The sequence below is a fragment of the Pseudorhodoplanes sp. genome (assembly GCF_059499825.1).
This window is the reverse complement of sequence record NZ_JCABZI010000007.1, coordinates 61728-76478: the sequence shown is the minus strand read 5'-3', so window position 1 is coordinate 76478 and position 14751 is coordinate 61728. Positions and strand designations below refer to the sequence as shown.

The 14751-nt window shown below is 59.4% G+C and carries 17 protein-coding genes and 1 tRNA gene; 8 read left to right on the top strand and 10 right to left on the bottom strand.

What is annotated here, in order from left to right; translation table 11 throughout:
- The coding region (locus AC5I5I_RS11150) for a manganese catalase family protein (protein ID WP_495972904.1) at positions 1 to 622 on the bottom strand (622 nt) is incomplete at its 3' end.
- Positions 623 to 874: 252 nt separating this feature from the next.
- On the opposite strand from AC5I5I_RS11150, the gene AC5I5I_RS11145 reads away from it, so the two are divergent.
- Both AC5I5I_RS11145 and AC5I5I_RS11140 read left to right on the top strand, forming a co-directional pair.
- On the top strand, positions 875 to 1423 hold the full coding sequence (locus AC5I5I_RS11145; protein ID WP_495972902.1) for an NAD(P)/FAD-dependent oxidoreductase: 549 nt from the start codon (positions 875 to 877) through the stop codon (positions 1421 to 1423).
- Positions 1424 to 1458: 35 nt separating this feature from the next.
- On the top strand, positions 1459 to 1737 hold the full coding sequence (locus AC5I5I_RS11140) for an FAD-dependent oxidoreductase (RefSeq protein ID WP_495972900.1): 279 nt from the start codon (positions 1459 to 1461) through the stop codon (positions 1735 to 1737).
- A gap of 71 nt (positions 1738 to 1808) precedes the next feature.
- Here AC5I5I_RS11140 and AC5I5I_RS11135 read toward each other — a convergent pair whose 3' ends face one another.
- The 3 genes from AC5I5I_RS11135 to AC5I5I_RS11125 all read right to left on the bottom strand — a co-directional run bounded on the left by AC5I5I_RS11135 (position 1809) and on the right by AC5I5I_RS11125 (position 4083).
- On the bottom strand, positions 1809 to 2489 hold the full coding sequence (locus tag AC5I5I_RS11135; RefSeq protein ID WP_495972898.1) for a histidine kinase dimerization/phosphoacceptor domain -containing protein: 681 nt from the start codon (positions 2487 to 2489) through the stop codon (positions 1809 to 1811).
- Positions 2490 to 2740: 251 nt separating this feature from the next.
- Positions 2741 to 2932 (bottom strand): hypothetical protein, encoded by a 192-nt coding sequence (locus AC5I5I_RS11130; protein WP_495972896.1) that lies wholly within the window; start codon positions 2930 to 2932, stop codon positions 2741 to 2743.
- Between the two features lie 920 nt (positions 2933 to 3852).
- The gene (locus AC5I5I_RS11125; RefSeq protein WP_495972894.1) at positions 3853 to 4083 is read right to left on the bottom strand and encodes a hypothetical protein; all 231 of its coding nucleotides are present in this window, start codon (positions 4081 to 4083) and stop codon (positions 3853 to 3855) included.
- Between the two features lie 490 nt (positions 4084 to 4573).
- On the opposite strand from AC5I5I_RS11125, the gene AC5I5I_RS11120 reads away from it, so the two are divergent.
- Positions 4574 to 5197, top strand: coding sequence for a YihY/virulence factor BrkB family protein (locus AC5I5I_RS11120; protein WP_495972892.1), 624 nt, complete (start codon positions 4574 to 4576; stop codon positions 5195 to 5197).
- A 1272-nt stretch (positions 5198 to 6469) separates the two neighbouring features.
- Here AC5I5I_RS11120 and AC5I5I_RS11115 read toward each other — a convergent pair.
- Positions 6470 to 6733, bottom strand: coding sequence for a hypothetical protein (locus tag AC5I5I_RS11115; RefSeq protein WP_495972890.1), 264 nt, complete (start codon positions 6731 to 6733; stop codon positions 6470 to 6472).
- 451 nt (positions 6734 to 7184) lie between these two features.
- On the opposite strand from AC5I5I_RS11115, the gene AC5I5I_RS11110 reads away from it, so the two are divergent.
- Positions 7185 to 7838 carry an ATP-dependent DNA ligase gene (locus AC5I5I_RS11110; RefSeq protein WP_495972888.1) on the top strand — a complete coding sequence of 218 codons (654 nt, stop codon included), beginning with the start codon at positions 7185 to 7187 and terminating at the stop codon, positions 7836 to 7838.
- A 1767-nt stretch (positions 7839 to 9605) separates the two neighbouring features.
- Here AC5I5I_RS11110 and AC5I5I_RS11105 read toward each other — a convergent pair.
- From AC5I5I_RS11105 to AC5I5I_RS11095, 3 genes are all read right to left on the bottom strand, one after another.
- Positions 9606 to 9782 carry a hypothetical protein gene (locus AC5I5I_RS11105; RefSeq protein WP_495972886.1) on the bottom strand — a complete coding sequence of 59 codons (177 nt, stop codon included), beginning with the start codon at positions 9780 to 9782 and terminating at the stop codon, positions 9606 to 9608.
- Positions 9783 to 10355: 573 nt separating this feature from the next.
- Positions 10356 to 10763: a hypothetical protein gene (locus AC5I5I_RS11100; protein WP_495972884.1), complete on the bottom strand. Its 408-nt coding sequence runs from the start codon at positions 10761 to 10763 to the stop codon at positions 10356 to 10358.
- A gap of 151 nt (positions 10764 to 10914) precedes the next feature.
- Positions 10915 to 11307 (bottom strand): hypothetical protein, encoded by a 393-nt coding sequence (locus AC5I5I_RS11095; RefSeq protein WP_495972882.1) that lies wholly within the window; start codon positions 11305 to 11307, stop codon positions 10915 to 10917.
- Positions 11308 to 11567: 260 nt separating this feature from the next.
- Here AC5I5I_RS11095 and AC5I5I_RS11090 point away from each other — a divergent pair, with 260 nt between their 5' ends.
- Both AC5I5I_RS11090 and AC5I5I_RS11085 read left to right on the top strand, forming a co-directional pair.
- Positions 11568 to 12077, top strand: a complete 510-nt coding sequence (locus AC5I5I_RS11090) for a hypothetical protein (protein WP_495972880.1) — start codon at positions 11568 to 11570, stop codon at positions 12075 to 12077.
- A gap of 25 nt (positions 12078 to 12102) precedes the next feature.
- Positions 12103 to 12567, top strand: coding sequence for a hypothetical protein (locus tag AC5I5I_RS11085; protein WP_495972878.1), 465 nt, complete (start codon positions 12103 to 12105; stop codon positions 12565 to 12567).
- A gap of 48 nt (positions 12568 to 12615) precedes the next feature.
- On the opposite strand, the gene rlmB is transcribed toward AC5I5I_RS11085, so the two are convergent.
- The gene (gene rlmB, locus AC5I5I_RS11080; protein ID WP_495972876.1) at positions 12616 to 13431 is read right to left on the bottom strand and encodes a 23S rRNA (guanosine(2251)-2'-O)-methyltransferase RlmB; all 816 of its coding nucleotides are present in this window, start codon (positions 13429 to 13431) and stop codon (positions 12616 to 12618) included.
- 115 nt (positions 13432 to 13546) lie between these two features.
- Entirely contained in the window at positions 13547 to 13678 is a 132-nt protein-coding gene (locus tag AC5I5I_RS11075) for a hypothetical protein (protein ID WP_495972874.1), read from the bottom strand.
- 315 nt (positions 13679 to 13993) lie between these two features.
- Here AC5I5I_RS11075 and AC5I5I_RS11070 point away from each other — a divergent pair, with 315 nt between their 5' ends.
- Together AC5I5I_RS11070 and AC5I5I_RS11065 are read left to right on the top strand one after the other, a co-directional pair.
- Positions 13994 to 14236: a PilZ domain-containing protein gene (locus tag AC5I5I_RS11070; protein ID WP_495972872.1), complete on the top strand. Its 243-nt coding sequence runs from the start codon at positions 13994 to 13996 to the stop codon at positions 14234 to 14236.
- A gap of 360 nt (positions 14237 to 14596) precedes the next feature.
- Positions 14597 to 14681: transfer RNA gene (locus tag AC5I5I_RS11065), tRNA-Tyr, on the top strand.
- Positions 14682 to 14751: the final 70 nt, after the last annotated feature.

Below are 14751 nucleotides of genomic sequence, written 5' to 3'. Positions count from 1 at the left end.
CCTCACCGGTGGAGTCGTTGAAAAACTGATCGACAAGCCCCGGCGTGGGCGCGATGCGCCCAATCGTGAACGGCGGTTTGCCCATCGTTTCGAGCGCGGCGGCGAAGGCCTTCATATGTGTGATTTCTCGGGTCATGAGGAACTGAAGCGCGTCTTTCGTGCCGGAATCCCGGCAGAAATTGATCAGCCGCTCATAGACGATTTTTGCGCGCGCCTCGGCCGCGATATTGCTGCGCAGATCAACGTCGAGTTCACCGGTGATTTTCAGGTAGTCGGCGGTCCACGGATTGCCCTGCGAGTTGAAGAGATTCACGCCGCCGCCGCCGGCAATGGCGATCAGCGGATCGGCCTCGGCCTCTTCGCGGATCGACTTCATGGGTTTCAGATGCATGCGAGCAAGCGTGCCCACGATTTCTAGATGGCTCAGTTCCTCGGTGCCAATATCCATCAGCAGGTCTTTGCGGCCCGGGTCTTCGCAGTTGAGCCCCTGGATTGAATACTGCATTGCGGCTGCGAGCTCCCCATTCGCGCCGCCAAACTGTTCCAGCAGCATGTTGCCGAAGCGGGGGTCGGGCTCGTCCACGCGGACCGTGTACATGAGTTTTTTGACGTGATGATACATGGGGAACCCCCTGCTGAAATGCGTAATCGGATGAGCTGGAGTAATCTCAATGTTGCCGGGTAGCCCTAGTTCCGAAAATATTGGGATCGTTGAAATATAGGCGGCGCGCCACGGACCTCGGCCTGGCGACGCCAGAAATAGCTTTTACGACCCCGCCGCCAGCGCTTTCTTGTGCGCAAATAACTGTATCTGACGGATCTCAGCTAAACGAACGGCAGGAGACGCTATGCGGGACAAGCTGATCGACTGCCCGTGATCGGTGCCGGGCCCGCCGGTCTCTGCGCCGGGACCTATCCTGCCCGGTTTATGCGCGACGTCTTGGTTTTTCACGGCCGGGCAAGCCGCGCTTCGCTCATCCCCGCCAGTCATAACGCTCCCGGCTATCCGGACGGCATAAGCGGGCCGGCTTTGCTTCGCGCGCTCGAGCAGCAAGCACTCAAATTTGGCGCCAGCATCGTCAAAAGCCGGGTGCTCGCTCTTGCAAGCAACGGCGACCATTTCGACGCCGTTCATGAACATGGGACGGTCCGGGCAAGGCGGGTCATCCTGGCGACGGGTATCATCGACCACGTTCTCCCTCTGGAGGATATCCCCGGTGCGTTACAGAGCGGGCAGCTTGGCTACTGTTCGGTCTGCGATGCGTATGAAGGGAAGGATAAGCGGATCTGCGTCATCGGCCCGGCAAAATCAGCAATCGCGAAGGCCATGCTTGTGAGACCTATTCGACAGACGTCACAGTCATTTGCCCGGAGGTTGAGCGAGGCGAGGACGACGCAGGCAATGGCCAGATCAGGATCGTGACCCGCCGCGCAAAAGCAATATTGCGACGGAACAAGATGGCCGTCGTCCTCGACTCGTCTGAGAGCTATGAGTTCGATCTGGTTTACCCAGCCCTGGGCTGCAGTCCGCAGTCGCCTCTTGCCACCGGCTTGGGAGCCGAGACAGACGCAGACGGCGCGCTGCTGGTGGATAAACACCAGCAAACCTCTGTCCCGGGGCTGTACGCAGCCGGCGATGTGGCATCACAGCTCGACCAGTTAGCGGTGGCGTTCGGCCATGCCGCCATTGCTGCAACCCACATTCACAACGGCCTCCGAAAAGACCTCCGTGGTTAATGTGCGGAAAACGGGCAGGCAAGCGTTCAGCGTGCACTGGGCCCGTCTTCAGAGCCAGAGACAGGGTCAGCTCAGGCGTCGATAGCGCGCGCCACGCCGCCCATCAGTTCAATCGCAACACCGCCCTGCGATAACGGCGCATTGATATGCCGTCGTTCGGCCTCGTCGAGATAATCACGCACGGACTTCTGCCGATGCTCTTCGGACATTTTGCTGACTTCTGCCTTGATCCGTTCGAGCGCGTCGCGGCAGATTCGGTCTTCTGTTTTGCGTTCTTCGATGTTGATGAGCGAATGGATGATCTGCAGCTGATTGCCGATCCGGTGATGAATTTCCCGGATCAGGACGTCTTTCTGTTTCGTGCGCTCGGCAACAAGACTTTGCAGTCTGCTTCTCTGCCGAGCCGGTGACGGTAAATCCCGGATCTGCGGCAGGATAAAGATGAACGCGATTGCGGTGGCGACCGACGCGGCTGCAGTGAGCGAACCTATAATGGCATGTAGTTTCAGATAACCTGCGCCCATGACCGCCGACCACACATGGACTAGATGTGTGAGGCCGCAGGCTACAATAAAGGTCACAAACAGCAGCCATAGCCAAGGGTAGGGGATATCGTCCCGTCTATCCCGCAGCACGACGGCCATGGTGATTGGGATGGCGAAATATGCGAGCGCGATAGAGAGATCGCTGCCGACTACCAGCCAGAACGCTGTCGTGTCGGAACTGCAAAACGCCAGTATTTGTTGGATCATGCGCTCACTGATCCTAGTGAACCACGGTGATCCCTTGGTTATGCTCCCTCTGTCAATAAACTTTCACATATGCGCCGTCCAACTAGGCTCATGGTGTCCCTGTGAGGGCAGGTCGCGCAGTACCTAACACATTTTGGTTTTGGCCGAAAGCCGTACAAACGCCCAACGGCTACCAAGGGCCGGATCGGGGCTATTGCAACGCAACTACGACAGATGCCGCAATCCGGCCGTAGTCGGAGGCTGAGCGCCGCCTATAGCATCAACGGCAGGAAGGTATGCTTGATCTGCGCGGGCTGTTCACTGCTATACAGGCGCATGAGCGCTGCGCGTTCTTGTTCCCGCATCTGTTCCGGGTATAGTTTTTCGTAAGGTGTCTGATCGCCCGTTAGAATGGCTTCGAACCAATTGATGTGGGCTTTGTGCCTTCTCGCCTTCTCAGGCATTTTGCTTCCCGCTGTCGTTGCGGATGGCAATTGCATAGGGATGAACGACGTTCCGAGAAGCTAGAGTGAAATCGCGCGGCGCGGGCCGGAACTGCGAGCATTTGCCATGGCAGAACCCACCGATCCACCGAGATTGACGACGCTTGTGCTGGGTGCGCTTTTCGTGGCCGTCGTTGTTGGAGCTTGTTTACTCGGTATTCCAAGGTTCTTTCCCCCGCTAACTTTTCTCCCCACCGGCCATTAGCCGGCTGTTGGCCCTGCGATCCACACCACGCCCCCGGCCACCCGGCCTAATCCTTTCGCCGCGATATCGGCAGTCCTCACGATGGCCGGCGCTGGCGCCGTGCCGGTGCAGCGGATAGGCGTACCTCGCCAAGCTCTGACGCATAGAACTCTCGCCCGGGATGTCCGACGAGCGCCAGTCTTATACGGCGCTGCCGCAGCGGATTCTGACGAGGTGTTGCGCTGGATCGCGTCCCATGCCTTCTGCGGAACGCCTGATCGGGTGCCAATGTAGGAGGATGAACCCGCGGTTTGGGCCGACCCGGTATCGGTCCGGCTCGTGGTTTCGGTCTCGCTCATCCTGGTAATGCTCCTTTTTGTGTTTGGAGTTCTTGTTGTTTGTTCAACGCTTTACTTGGCGACATTCCTCGCAATCCTGTCGCTGCCCGTCCCGGCCTCGTATGCTTCAAGGTGATGCGAACACAGGGGCGGGCTTGTAGAGCCGAGCGAAGGCGGCTTCTAAGGCCCTAAGATCTAGCAGCCTTCAAGCCGTTTGGGACCCGCGGGGTCCAAAGTCACTCGGGGAAGTTGCGATTTTTCTGAGTTGGCTTTGCCCCGCGCGCCGGCGCGCGAAATTTGATGCTGAGAAAAGACGGGGAGCTGCGAAAGGCAGCCCCCCGACGGGTCTTCTCGTCGCGTTAGTTCGATTCGCAGACCTTAATCGTCTTCATTCCGGCCTGAGCTTCGGCTTGGGTCTTGAACACGGTTGTGCCAAGAACTGTAAATTCAGTGGTGGTCTTCGGACGCTCGTTCACAATCGTGCAGCGCTTCGTCTTCACATCCTGCACCACGTAATACTCAGTGGTTTGTGCGAACGCGGCGCCGGCGAATGCTACGGTGAGGGCGGAAGCCAAGATGAGCTTTTTCATTGAATGAAACTCCTTTGTTTTGTAACCGGCAATCAAACGAAGTTGTGACTGCAGCGTTCCAGTTAAAGGGCACATTTTCTTCGTGAATTGCACCGCAGTTAAGGAACGCTAACGCCTGAACCGAATTGGCGAACGTCAATCGGCAGGAGCTTCCATGCGCAACCAAAGCACTGCGGGACTACGGCTAATGGCCTCATGTTGCGTCGACCGGACCGCACTGTTCGCCTCACATCCAACGCGTCAAGCCAATATGACAAAGCTGGGGTGCTTTTCGCCGAGCTGGCGGATTTGAGGGATCGACTCGATTACGAAATTTTCGACGCCGACCGGAGCCACCGATCACTACGCCATCATTAAAACAGTCGTTTGGACCCCACCGCGAGGTGCTGCGAAACGCGCTACTTCACCTCGCGGACAGAGCGCCGCCTGTAGACGGCGGACACATGTTAAAGGCTAGCGATCGGTCGCGGCCCAACTTGTCTTTCTCACTGTGTATCGTCGCGACGTATCGCTCAACGCGCTCAAGCTCCACCTTCGGCCTTGGCCTATCGCCCGAGCGCGTTCCGTAACACAAGCCTGCCCGACCACCCTGGTTATTCGTTTGAACCTGATCTCTCTGGCAATGACCGTGGTACTACTGAGCTTCCTTCTTCTTGCGGTCGGGGCGGTGGTTGTGCTGCCGGTGATTTTTGCTTGGGTAGGAATGCAAGGCACATTTGAATGGACTTTGGCGCTGCTACGTTGGCCAGCAATCATGCTGATCATCGCGCTGGGGCTGGCGCTGCTCTATCGGTTTGGACCGAGTCGCGACGATGCTCAGTGGCGCTGGCTCAGCGTGGGTGCCGTAGTAGCAACTTTATTGTGGGTAGCTGGGTCTGCATTGTTTTCTTGGTACTTATCCAATTTCGCCAATTACAACGAAACGGATGGCTCCCTGGGAGCTGGTATTGGACTAATGATGTGGCTGTGGCTCACTTGTATTGCGGTCTTGTTAGGGGCAGAAATTAATGCCGAGATAGAGCATCAAACTGCGCAAGACACCACCGAAGGAACAAAGAAACCTTTAGGAGAGCGGGGTGCTGCGATGGCCGACAGTGTTGGATCGTCTCGGTAGCCGCCGAAATGTTGACCGTGGGCGTTAGACCCGACGAGTTTAGCTAGTTTCCATTTGCCTCTTGGTAATGTGTTCGCGAAGGAATGGCGGCGCGAGTTGAAGGAGGGGGCGGTCGATTCCGCACGTTCCTTCACGTCGCAATGGAACTGTTGAATGCGCTAGGCCGTAGGCAGCGCACTATTCCGGCTGAACAAGCGGCGACCCCATCACACGCGCAGAGGCGAGCAGTTCGCCAAGATACTTCTCCGCGTCATCTGTGACGTGCCCATTCGATTTCAGACGATCGACTGTGTGCCGCTGCTGCTCGATATCGGAATGTAATCGGTTTAGCGTGTGCTCAATCTCAGGGGCTCTCTTACCCATGACGCCGCTCCTGTTCCACCGCAGGCGGAACCCTAACCTTCAAAGGCGTGCGGCTGCAAGTCTTGACCCGCCTGTGGTACGATGATGCAAGTTGAGTGTTCACTTCGCTAGCCACTAGCGCTGCGCCGGCACAACCCTGCGGGCGAGAATTCTAAAAACGCAGGAACGAAAAAAGGCTTTATTCGGCCAGTCGTATGAACTCTCCAATAAGACGCTCAGCTGATCATCCCCCCGGTGTCAGCTGGGTTTTTTTATTGAGGAATGGAACACATTCTCACCCCGCCGTCTTGTTGCGGAGCATCCGCGCACTTTGGGCTCATCTGGCTCCTCCCAGCTGGGCCTCTTTTTGGGCCCGTCCCGGCGCTGGGCCTGGCGGGATAGCGCCGGGACGAGCGAGCGACGTGTCCCCCTCAGGAACGTCGCCTAGGACGGTGGTACGCCTTCTTCACGGATCGGACTTTTAAAAATGACCTAAATGCTTGGCCGGAGTGCGAGTTCATTCGCATCACCGCCGATGTTCGGCGAACGCTTGCTTCGCGGCGTCTCTCACGACGTCCGCTTCTGCGGCAGCCTGATCCCGGTATGTTGCAGCTCTGAAGTTGGCAACCTGGTCATGGGTCGGATTTCTATTCCGAGCGCTGCTGCACGTTGCTTGATTGAGCCCTGCGGGCGGCTGAACCGGACCGCAAGTCGCTGAAGGCTGACCCCCTCGGCCACCGCCTTCCTCAGCGCTTCATCCTCGTCGTCAGTCCAAGACTTCCTCGGCATGTTCTTACGTGGTCGCCATCGATGATGAAGTCTTAATCATCCAGTGCAACCTCAGTTCCGACGTTCGGAAAGTCCGGCCGTCTGTCGTGCTCTCGGTGAGATGGAAGCGGGCCCCGATCGTCCACGGGGGGCGACAGCAGCCTATACCTTGAGCCCGGCCCTCAGGGACGCGAACATCACAACGTCAGCCGGTAAGTCATCCAGCGGGGCCCGTTCCATGATTTCCTCGGCGAACTCGGCCGACACGTCCCGGGCTCGGCCGGCCTCGAGATCAACCTCCAGCACCTGCACCGGCCCGGAATATTCCCCTCGGATGAGCAGGTTGAGAACGGTTCCCCGATTGGCGGCATCGGGGTCGGTCTCCCGATAGGCCCGGCCAATCTTCGGGCCATAATCGCACAGCACTAAATAAATCGGACCTCCCTGAGCGGGAGCGAGTGGCGGGGACGCACTCATACTTGAAAATCCTGACGCTACTACACACAGTCAATTGTAGAGATGGACCCGAAGTAAAACCCGCTCGACCTGCGAAGTTCCCGCGGACTCAGTATGCGTAAAGTAGCAATCGACTGCCTTCGATGCGGTCATACGGCAACTATCGCCGAGGACGACCTTGAGAACTTGGGCTTTTCACCCGATGCGTCTCTAGTGCTGGTGACTAAGCGGTTGGTCTGTTCGCAATGCCAGAGCAAGGCAGTCAGAGCGTACCGTTACATTGATGATGATTTGCGTCCCCTTTTCCCTTTAGTGCCCTGACGGACTTATGGCCAGCCGACAGCCCACAAAACAGTAGCCCGGGTCGGGTGAAACGGCATTCTTGAAACCCTCTCGGCGCATCCCCAGACTCCCAGCCGACATGCGTTGGACCAGGCGTAAAGAGATCGGCCGCTGGCCGGCCGAAGTTCCCAAACCCTCAATACCCACCAGAGCGGATACCGTCCCGGCCGGGCCGGACTGGATCCATGAGGTGAAGCAGGACGGCTACCGGCTGCTTGTGCGGCGGTCCGGAGACGCCGTCCAGGTATTCACCCGCGGAGGCTATGACTGGACATCCCGGTATCCCGCGATTGTGCAGGCGGCGCTGCGGTTGCCGGCCACGCATTTCGTGATGGACGGTGAGGGCGTCGTCGAGGGCGAGGGCGGCATCGGCGATTTCAAGCTGTTGCATTCCCGCAAGCACGACAGGCGCTGCCAACTGATCGCTTTTGACTTGCTGCTGCTTGGCGCGCTCGACCTGAAGGCGATGCCGCTCCAGATGCGAAAAGACCTGCTGGCGGAATTGCTGGAAGGCTCGACCGGCGGCGTGGTCTATGCAGACCACATGGAAGGCGGGGACGGCGCCGCGATGTTTGAATTCGCCTGTCGGATGGGTCTCGAGGGGATCGTCTCCAAGCGTCGCGACAAGCCCTACACGTCCGGCGCCTGCAACCACTGGATCAAGGTCAAGAATCCGGATGCGCCGTGGAAGGCGAGGCTCGCGGAATCGATCGAACCGGTTCTCCCAACCTAGGATTTGCGGCTGCTGATTAATTCTTGCTGCTCTTTATCCCAAGTAAACCTGAGAGCGCAGGCCGTGCACCAAAATCCTTTTATCGAGGTGCCGGATTTATCAGTCCGCAGCAAGAGTTCGAGCTGAGCTCCGCATTGGGGGCACGGCGGCGGCCAGTCCGGGCTTGGCTAAAAATTTGGCGTCATGCGAAAGGCTCGGCCTGAAGAGACCCGCTCTCGGAAAAGCCCGCCCCGTAGCGCCACGGGTGCCAAGGAGCGACGCGTGACATCCGGAGCGAGCGGCGACGGTGGGCGTCGCCGTTAAGCTGACGCCGAGATACTGACAACGTTCCGCCACAAAATTTGGGCCCGCCTAGGCACCCTCATTTGGGAAATCGACCGACCGAGGCGGGCAGCGGCAAGCTGCGAGCATTGTCGCCGAGATGAGGTTAGCAACTCTAGCAGACCCGGCAACGGCGAAAGATGAGTCGCATGCCTTCAGTGGGGATCCTCTAGTGGTCAGTACCAGGCGATTCTTCCATCGCTATCGATTCCGGCGCGGTAGAGAGCAACGAAAAGATGAAAGTTGAAACTGACAAGGTGATCGCAATCGCCGCAAGCAACGTCCACATGCTCGAGCCGCCTTCGCAGCTGGAAAATCACCAGGCATGGGGCCTGGGTCTCTTCATGTAGTGATCATTGCAGTTCGTCACCCCAGCACTAAAACACTTTAAAGCCTCTCGGCCTGCCAAGACGTCGCATCGCCGAGCTAGTCGGAACGTCCTCTTCAATGCCGTGTTGCAGAGGAATGCAGCGTTCGTCATTTCCGCTTGTCCAATACTTGATCGTCGTGGGCCCTGGCTTGTTAGCGGGGCTCTTAATAATCTCATCGTTGCTGGAACCCCACCAAGCCGACAAACCCGGGTTCGTTTTCTCCTCCGCACAGGCCAGCAAGGTTGTCTCACAGCCGGAACTCGACATAGTCTCTATTTTTGAAAAGCTACGTGCGCGGCCCATTAACTGAGGCTTTCAGGCGCTAAAGGTTCGACCCCAGTCGGAGCGTGTCCGTTCGTTAGGGCTGTCCTAACATTGGCCCCTTGCGATAGCGGTGCTGCGATCTCGAATTGCTCGCGTTTCCACGTGCGCAATATCGACCTCGGAATGCCATAGGCCGTATCGCCTCGACTTGGCCGCGCTGGCCAGCATCGGGTTAATGTGGCCGCCCGGTCACGGATTGGCTCTGCGCAAGGCAGCGCTTCGGCAACGTGCGGCCATCGAGCGGGGCCTGCTCCCTGTAAAGGCCGTGCGACGCTCAATGGCCACGTCGACATACCGCCTCAACAGCTCAATCGCATGGCAGGAGCGACCGGAGATTTCTGCCGCGATGATTGTGTCGCCGGCAACAGGAAGCCTCTTTGTCCGCCGTAATCGTCCAATTTTTTGTATCCGCTAGATATTTGCTCATCGTATCCAGAGCGCAAAAACTATGGTCCCCACATTCAACCATATGATTAGGCCAAATATAACTTCAACCCATTCCGGAAGCCGGACACCGAAAGGGCGCATCAGTTGACGTGCGGTCTGAACGAAAGCGAACTCCACGATTATCCTGAACACGCTCTCTATCATGTGGCACGCCAGCACTCTGCAAACGCACGCTTGGCCGCTTCCTTAAAGTCTTGGTGCTCATAGCACGTCTACGGCGCGCCGATAATGGCAAGCCAGAACGCCAGCCGCAGCCTCATAAACCGCCGACGGTCGAGAATTTTCCGGCATCGATTACCTGGCTCTAGATCTTGAAGTATCTAAAGTGCTTCATAAACCAAGTCCACAAGAAGCCGAGGATGACGCCCATCACTGCAAAGATGACGACGTTTGCGACTGCGTAATCCGCGCTCCACCAGATCATGAACATTGCCCACAAGATGCCGAACGCAAGCGATAGGCCGGTTTGCTTCGTGGTCATTTCCGAATCCCTGTTGACTGTCAGGGTTGGTTGCTGGTCGATAAATCTAGGTTCAAAAGCCAGCATGCCAGCACTCCGCAAAGGCCCGCTTCGCCCCCTCTTTGCTTCCGGCGTTACCGTAGAACGGTCGGCGGCCCCTAGCTTCGAAGAAGTCGACGCCCAAAACCATTCATCGGGATTTAAAAAGAACCACGTTCTGCCGGAAAATGCGCCCAACGGCTTTGCCGGTGCCGACTAATATCACACCTTAGTGGTGGTCGGACCAGGCGCCGCCGGTACGGTTTTGGGAGCCCGGGTTAGCTTAAGCGGCGCTTCTACCATTTTTCTACCGAACTATAGCCAACGGGCCGAAATTGAAGCCGATCACAACGGAGGGTGAGGGCGCATTTCCTCAATGTTTTTGCTATGTTTCGGGATAAAAGACGACGGCAGCAAACGGCGTTCGCCGAATTACAAAACCGCTGCTCTACCGCTGAGCTAAGCCGGCCCAGCGTTGCCAATACTACGTTTTTTCGTTCGATCAAGCGCGAACATGCCGGCAGGGAGTGGCTTCCAGACGTTCGCCTTCAGCCGTCAGACGCTGCGCTGCTTCGACGCGATCACAGTATAATAGGTTTTCGGTTCGACCAGCTGAAATCCGGCGACGGTCGCGACCGCCATCACCTTGACCTCGAGTACGAACACCACAGTGCCGTCCTTGTCGATGTCGGCCACCTTGTCCCCGGCGACGAAACCGAAGGTGGCGACGACGCAGGCGTGATCGTCGCCGGCTTCGCGATTGACGGCAAGGAGCGTGCTCTCGACATTGTCGCCCATCAGGGAGATGAAGCGCTCGGCCTGTTCCTTGGTATCGCAGACAAGCCCCGATCCGGTCAGGATCTCATCCGGCCCGGGCGTCTCCGGCCCGGGCGTCTCGGCATTGGCAATCGGGGCCGCGCAACACAGCAAGGCGGCGGTCAGTATTCCGAACAGCATTCGCATTGTGGCCTCCCGCCGGCCGTCGCGAAATGCGCATGCCGGGACAATCTGTCTGTCGCGGCAACGCGAGGCATGGGCGGAGGTTCCGCCTCGAGGGCAGGCGGGCTATGCGCAAAGGCAAGACACACGACGGATCATGGAAGCGACAGGCGATTTACGCGCTGCGGTCGCCGGTCTGGATCACCGAATAATAGATCTTGGGTTCGATCATCTGCAGGCCGGCCGCGGTGGCGACCGCGAGCACGCGCACTTCGATCACGTCCACGAAGGCGCCGTTGCGCTCGACCTCCGACACGGTCTGGCCCGGGATGAAGCCATAGGTCGCAACCATGCAGGCATCCGGCGTACCCGCCTCGGTGTTCACGGTGCCGATCGCCTTTTCCACATTGTCGCGCAGCACCAGCACGAAGCGCTCCGCCTGTTCGCGGGTGTCGCAGATCAGACCCGATATCAATCGCGGTGCTGGTTCGGCGGTCTGCGCCGGTGCAGCTTGCACAGCGCCGATCAAGACAAGGCCGGACAGAACGATAGCGCACAAATGTCTCACGACCGCCTCCATCGCGCGGCCCAGAATTGAAAACCTGTTCTGAGCCCGGGCTGAGATTGCTCTCTTGCCATTGGTGTCGAAACGGCCGGTGACGGTTCATTCCGGCGGCGCAACATCGGGCGGGCGCGGCCGGTCCGGTCACTTTGAATTAATCCTAACCCATGATTTACGCGGCTCGTTAACCGCGGGGCATCCGGTCACCGTCATAAATGCGGCAGGCTGAGGGGGCGTGAATGGCGCCCGCGCTGGAGTTCTCGCGTATGCGTTGGGCGTTGGGTGCGCTCGGTATAGCGGCTGCATTTGCAGGCCTTGCGGAGGCGCGTGCCGATCATGCACCGGTGCTCGTCGTCCCGGGACGGCCAAACGTTCCGGTGCCGATCAACGGATACAATGCCGCCTGGGGCGTGGTCTCAGGCGACTGGGGTCTCTACCGGCCGGGCGCTCCGCCCGGCGTGACGGTCTATCCGTCGCCATACGTGCCGCCGCTCGAGCCCGAGCGGCCGGTGCGCTACCGGCGCCCGGTCGGCTATTTTCCAACAATGGGGACCAGGCCCCATATGGGCCGTCTTGAGGTTGAGCCGCCTGCCAACCGGCCGATGCCGAAGCCTGCGGAAGCTTACAGCCGCTCGTGGTCGGCGGAATCCATGGATGTGCCGCCGACGGAATATGCGCCGACGCCGCCGATGATGATCAGTCCCGAAATCAATACCTGGGGGGGCGGCGAGGGGCCGCGTCCTCCCTTTCCGCCACGCCCGCCCCATCGTCGCTAACTGCTAACCTCGAGAAGGACGTAACATGTCTCGCGTAACGTTTTCCCTCCTTACCGCTGCGGCGGTGACCATTGCGGCGGCAGGCACCGCTAATGCCCAATGCTGCAATTCCGGTTTCGCTTTCAACGCGCCCGTCGCCTATGCGGGCTCCGGCTGCTGCGGCACCGGCTTTGCCGTGCAGGCTGCGCCGATCGTGGTGGAGGCAGCCCCGGTCGTGGTGCAGCAGCCCGTGATCGTGCGTCAGCCGGTGATCGTGCAGCAGCAGCCGATCGTGCAGCAATATGTGGTCAATCAGGGTCCGGTCTATTCCGGCCCGGCGCTGACCGATTACCGCGATCCGATCTGGTACGCACCGCGCGCCGTTGGCGCCTATCCGTATGTCGCCGGTCTCGGCGGCCGCTACGGCTATCGCGGCGCCTATCACGCACCGCGCCGGCATTATCACCGGTCATACCGGCGGCATCACGGCCCGATCAGCGTCTATAACTGACGAGGCCGATCGTCCTCACCTCTCCGTCGCAAGGGCGGTGAGGACGGCTTACCTTGCGAGCCGCGTCGTCGCGACATAGAGCGCGAGCGCGGCCGCATTGGAGACATTGAGACTTTTGATCGCGCCCGGAAGATCCAGCCGGGCGGTGCGGTCGCAGGTGTCCCGCGTCAATTGCCGCAACCCCTTGCCCTCGGCGCCGAGCACAAGAGCAAGCGGTGCGCGCAACGGGGTCGCCGCAAGATCGGCCTCGCCCTCGCTATCGAGCCCGACAAGCAGAAAGCCGCGCTCGCGCAAGGCTGCGAGCCCCCGGGCCAGATTTGGCACGGTCACCATCGGCACATAGTCCAGCGCGCCAGAGGCTGATTTCGCGAGCACGCCGGTCACCTCCGGTGAATGCCGCGCGGTGGTGACCAGCGCCTTGACCCCGAAAGCCGCGGCGCTGCGCATGATCGCACCGACATTGTGCGGGTCGGTGATCTGGTCGAGCACCAGCACGATGCCCTCTTCGGCGAGTTCGGAAATGTCCGGCGCCTCGAGAGGGTCGGCTTCGGCGAGGAGTCCGTTGTGGACAGCGTCGGGGCCGAGCCGCCGCGCGATCTCGTCCGGCCGCACGATTTGCGGCGTAACCTTCAGCGCAATGCCATCGGCTGCAAGCCGCTTGGCGGCATTCTCGGTCGCGTAGAGCGCGCGGATGCGGCGGTTCGGATTGGCAAGCGCGGCCTCCACCGTGTGAAAGCCATAGAGCAGGGCGGTATCGGACTCTGCCGCGCGCGCAGGCTTTCGCCCGGGCGACGGACGATCCCGGCGGTCCCGCTTGAAATCCGGTTTCTTCCGAAAGGAAGGCTTACGATTCCGCTCGCTCATGCGCCTTCATGGCACAGACTTGCCCGGGCATAAATCCGGCATCTGCGCCGCTGACGGGAATCTGGATTCATCACGACCCGAGCGGAAGCTCTCTTGGGCGCGTCTCAGCTCATTGTTATCGCAGGATTGCGGACGCGGTCCTGTCCAGGACCACGCGACCTGCTTTTGTATACATGCCGTGGTAAAGGGCTGTGTCGATCAGAACCAGCACCAGCAGCGCAATCGTGCCAGAAACCATGACCTTCATGTTTGACCTCGCATGACAGGTTGCTCAGGTCTTAGCCGGACGGCTTCAAAGTCACTTCGATTGTATTAATGTTGCCGACAGGTATTGAGATTTCCCTTCGAGTTCCCGGCCATTTTTCGGAAAAGCTGAAACGGACGTCCCGAATAACGCGACCGAACGCGCGCCTGCATCGAATGCGGCGGTCGCCTCACGACTGCGAAGAATCTGCTCCTTCAAATTCACGCCGAGTTAATGGATGATAGGCGACGGTAATAGTAATTTATCCTTTTGCGTGCAGGTTCGATCAGACGACCTTCAACAAATTGCAGGCCGGCCATGTCCGAGCGTCGCATTTCTCCGCGTATTCCAACTCGACGAGCCGCGAGGATCGACATCAAAGGCAAGGATCCGATCGAGTGCCTTGTGCGCGATCTGTCCTCCAGCGGGGCTCGTCTCGAAGTCCCCGATGTGAGGGAGGTCGCAAACAATTTCACGCTCACGATCGTCGGCAGCTGGAACAGGCAGGCCTGCCGCGTCGCCTGGCGCAAGGGCAACATGGTCGGCGTCGAATACGTCTAGCCGGCCGTCGCGGGAGCAGGGTCGTCGGTCAGGGCAGAATCCTGATGTCCCGGGCACCCGGCAGGAGATCGAGCCACGGAAGGTGCGCGCGAGAGCCGCTGGGGCGGTGCGAATTGCGCTATCCCTTCCGATACTGTTGACGGGAGTTGCCTCCGGCCGTCGCCTGTCCTGCGCCTCAGGCGGGTGGATATCCCTGATTTCCCATTGACTTAAGTGGCGTTGGCCACCATAACGCGCGGCGCGTCCGATGCCTTCGGGATTTCCCAAGGTGCCGCGGCGTTTTACATCTGGCCGATCCGGGGTAAACCTTTTGTCGGCCTGGTGCGACCAAGGATCATCGGTCGTATCGATTTTTCCCGTGGAGGGGTGCCCGAGTGGCTAAAGGGGACGGACTGTAAATCCGTTGGCTATGCCTACGCTGGTTCGAATCCAGCCCCCTCCACCAGTTTTTGCCTGCCACGCGAGCGTTGCCTGCTTGGCAATCCAATCCAGCCGGAATCCGGTGTAGACTTGTC

What these genes read in the sequence shown, in the direction of transcription:
- AC5I5I_RS11090 (WP_495972880.1), top strand. Translation starts at nt 11,568, where the DNA reads ATGCGTTGGGCGTTGGGTGCGCTCGGTATAGCGGCTGCATTTGCAGGC.
- AC5I5I_RS11070 (WP_495972872.1), top strand. Translation starts at nt 13,994, where the DNA reads ATGTCCGAGCGTCGCATTTCTCCGCGTATTCCAACTCGACGAGCCGCG.
- AC5I5I_RS11100 (WP_495972884.1), bottom strand. Translation starts at nt 10,763, where the DNA reads ATGCGAATGCTGTTCGGAATACTGACCGCCGCCTTGCTGTGTTGCGCG.
- AC5I5I_RS11105 (WP_495972886.1), bottom strand. Translation starts at nt 9,782, where the DNA reads ATGACCACGAAGCAAACCGGCCTATCGCTTGCGTTCGGCATCTTGTGG.
- AC5I5I_RS11110 (WP_495972888.1), top strand. Translation starts at nt 7,185, where the DNA reads ATGCGTTGGACCAGGCGTAAAGAGATCGGCCGCTGGCCGGCCGAAGTT.
- AC5I5I_RS11075 (WP_495972874.1), bottom strand. Translation starts at nt 13,678, where the DNA reads ATGAAGGTCATGGTTTCTGGCACGATTGCGCTGCTGGTGCTGGTTCTG.
- AC5I5I_RS11125 (WP_495972894.1), bottom strand. Translation starts at nt 4,083, where the DNA reads ATGAAAAAGCTCATCTTGGCTTCCGCCCTCACCGTAGCATTCGCCGGC.
- rlmB (WP_495972876.1), bottom strand. Translation starts at nt 13,431, where the DNA reads ATGAGCGAGCGGAATCGTAAGCCTTCCTTTCGGAAGAAACCGGATTTC.
- AC5I5I_RS11130 (WP_495972896.1), bottom strand. Translation starts at nt 2,932, where the DNA reads ATGCCTGAGAAGGCGAGAAGGCACAAAGCCCACATCAATTGGTTCGAA.
- AC5I5I_RS11085 (WP_495972878.1), top strand. Translation starts at nt 12,103, where the DNA reads ATGTCTCGCGTAACGTTTTCCCTCCTTACCGCTGCGGCGGTGACCATT.
- AC5I5I_RS11135 (WP_495972898.1), bottom strand. Translation starts at nt 2,489, where the DNA reads ATGATCCAACAAATACTGGCGTTTTGCAGTTCCGACACGACAGCGTTC.
- AC5I5I_RS11140 (WP_495972900.1), top strand. Translation starts at nt 1,459, where the DNA reads ATGGCCGTCGTCCTCGACTCGTCTGAGAGCTATGAGTTCGATCTGGTT.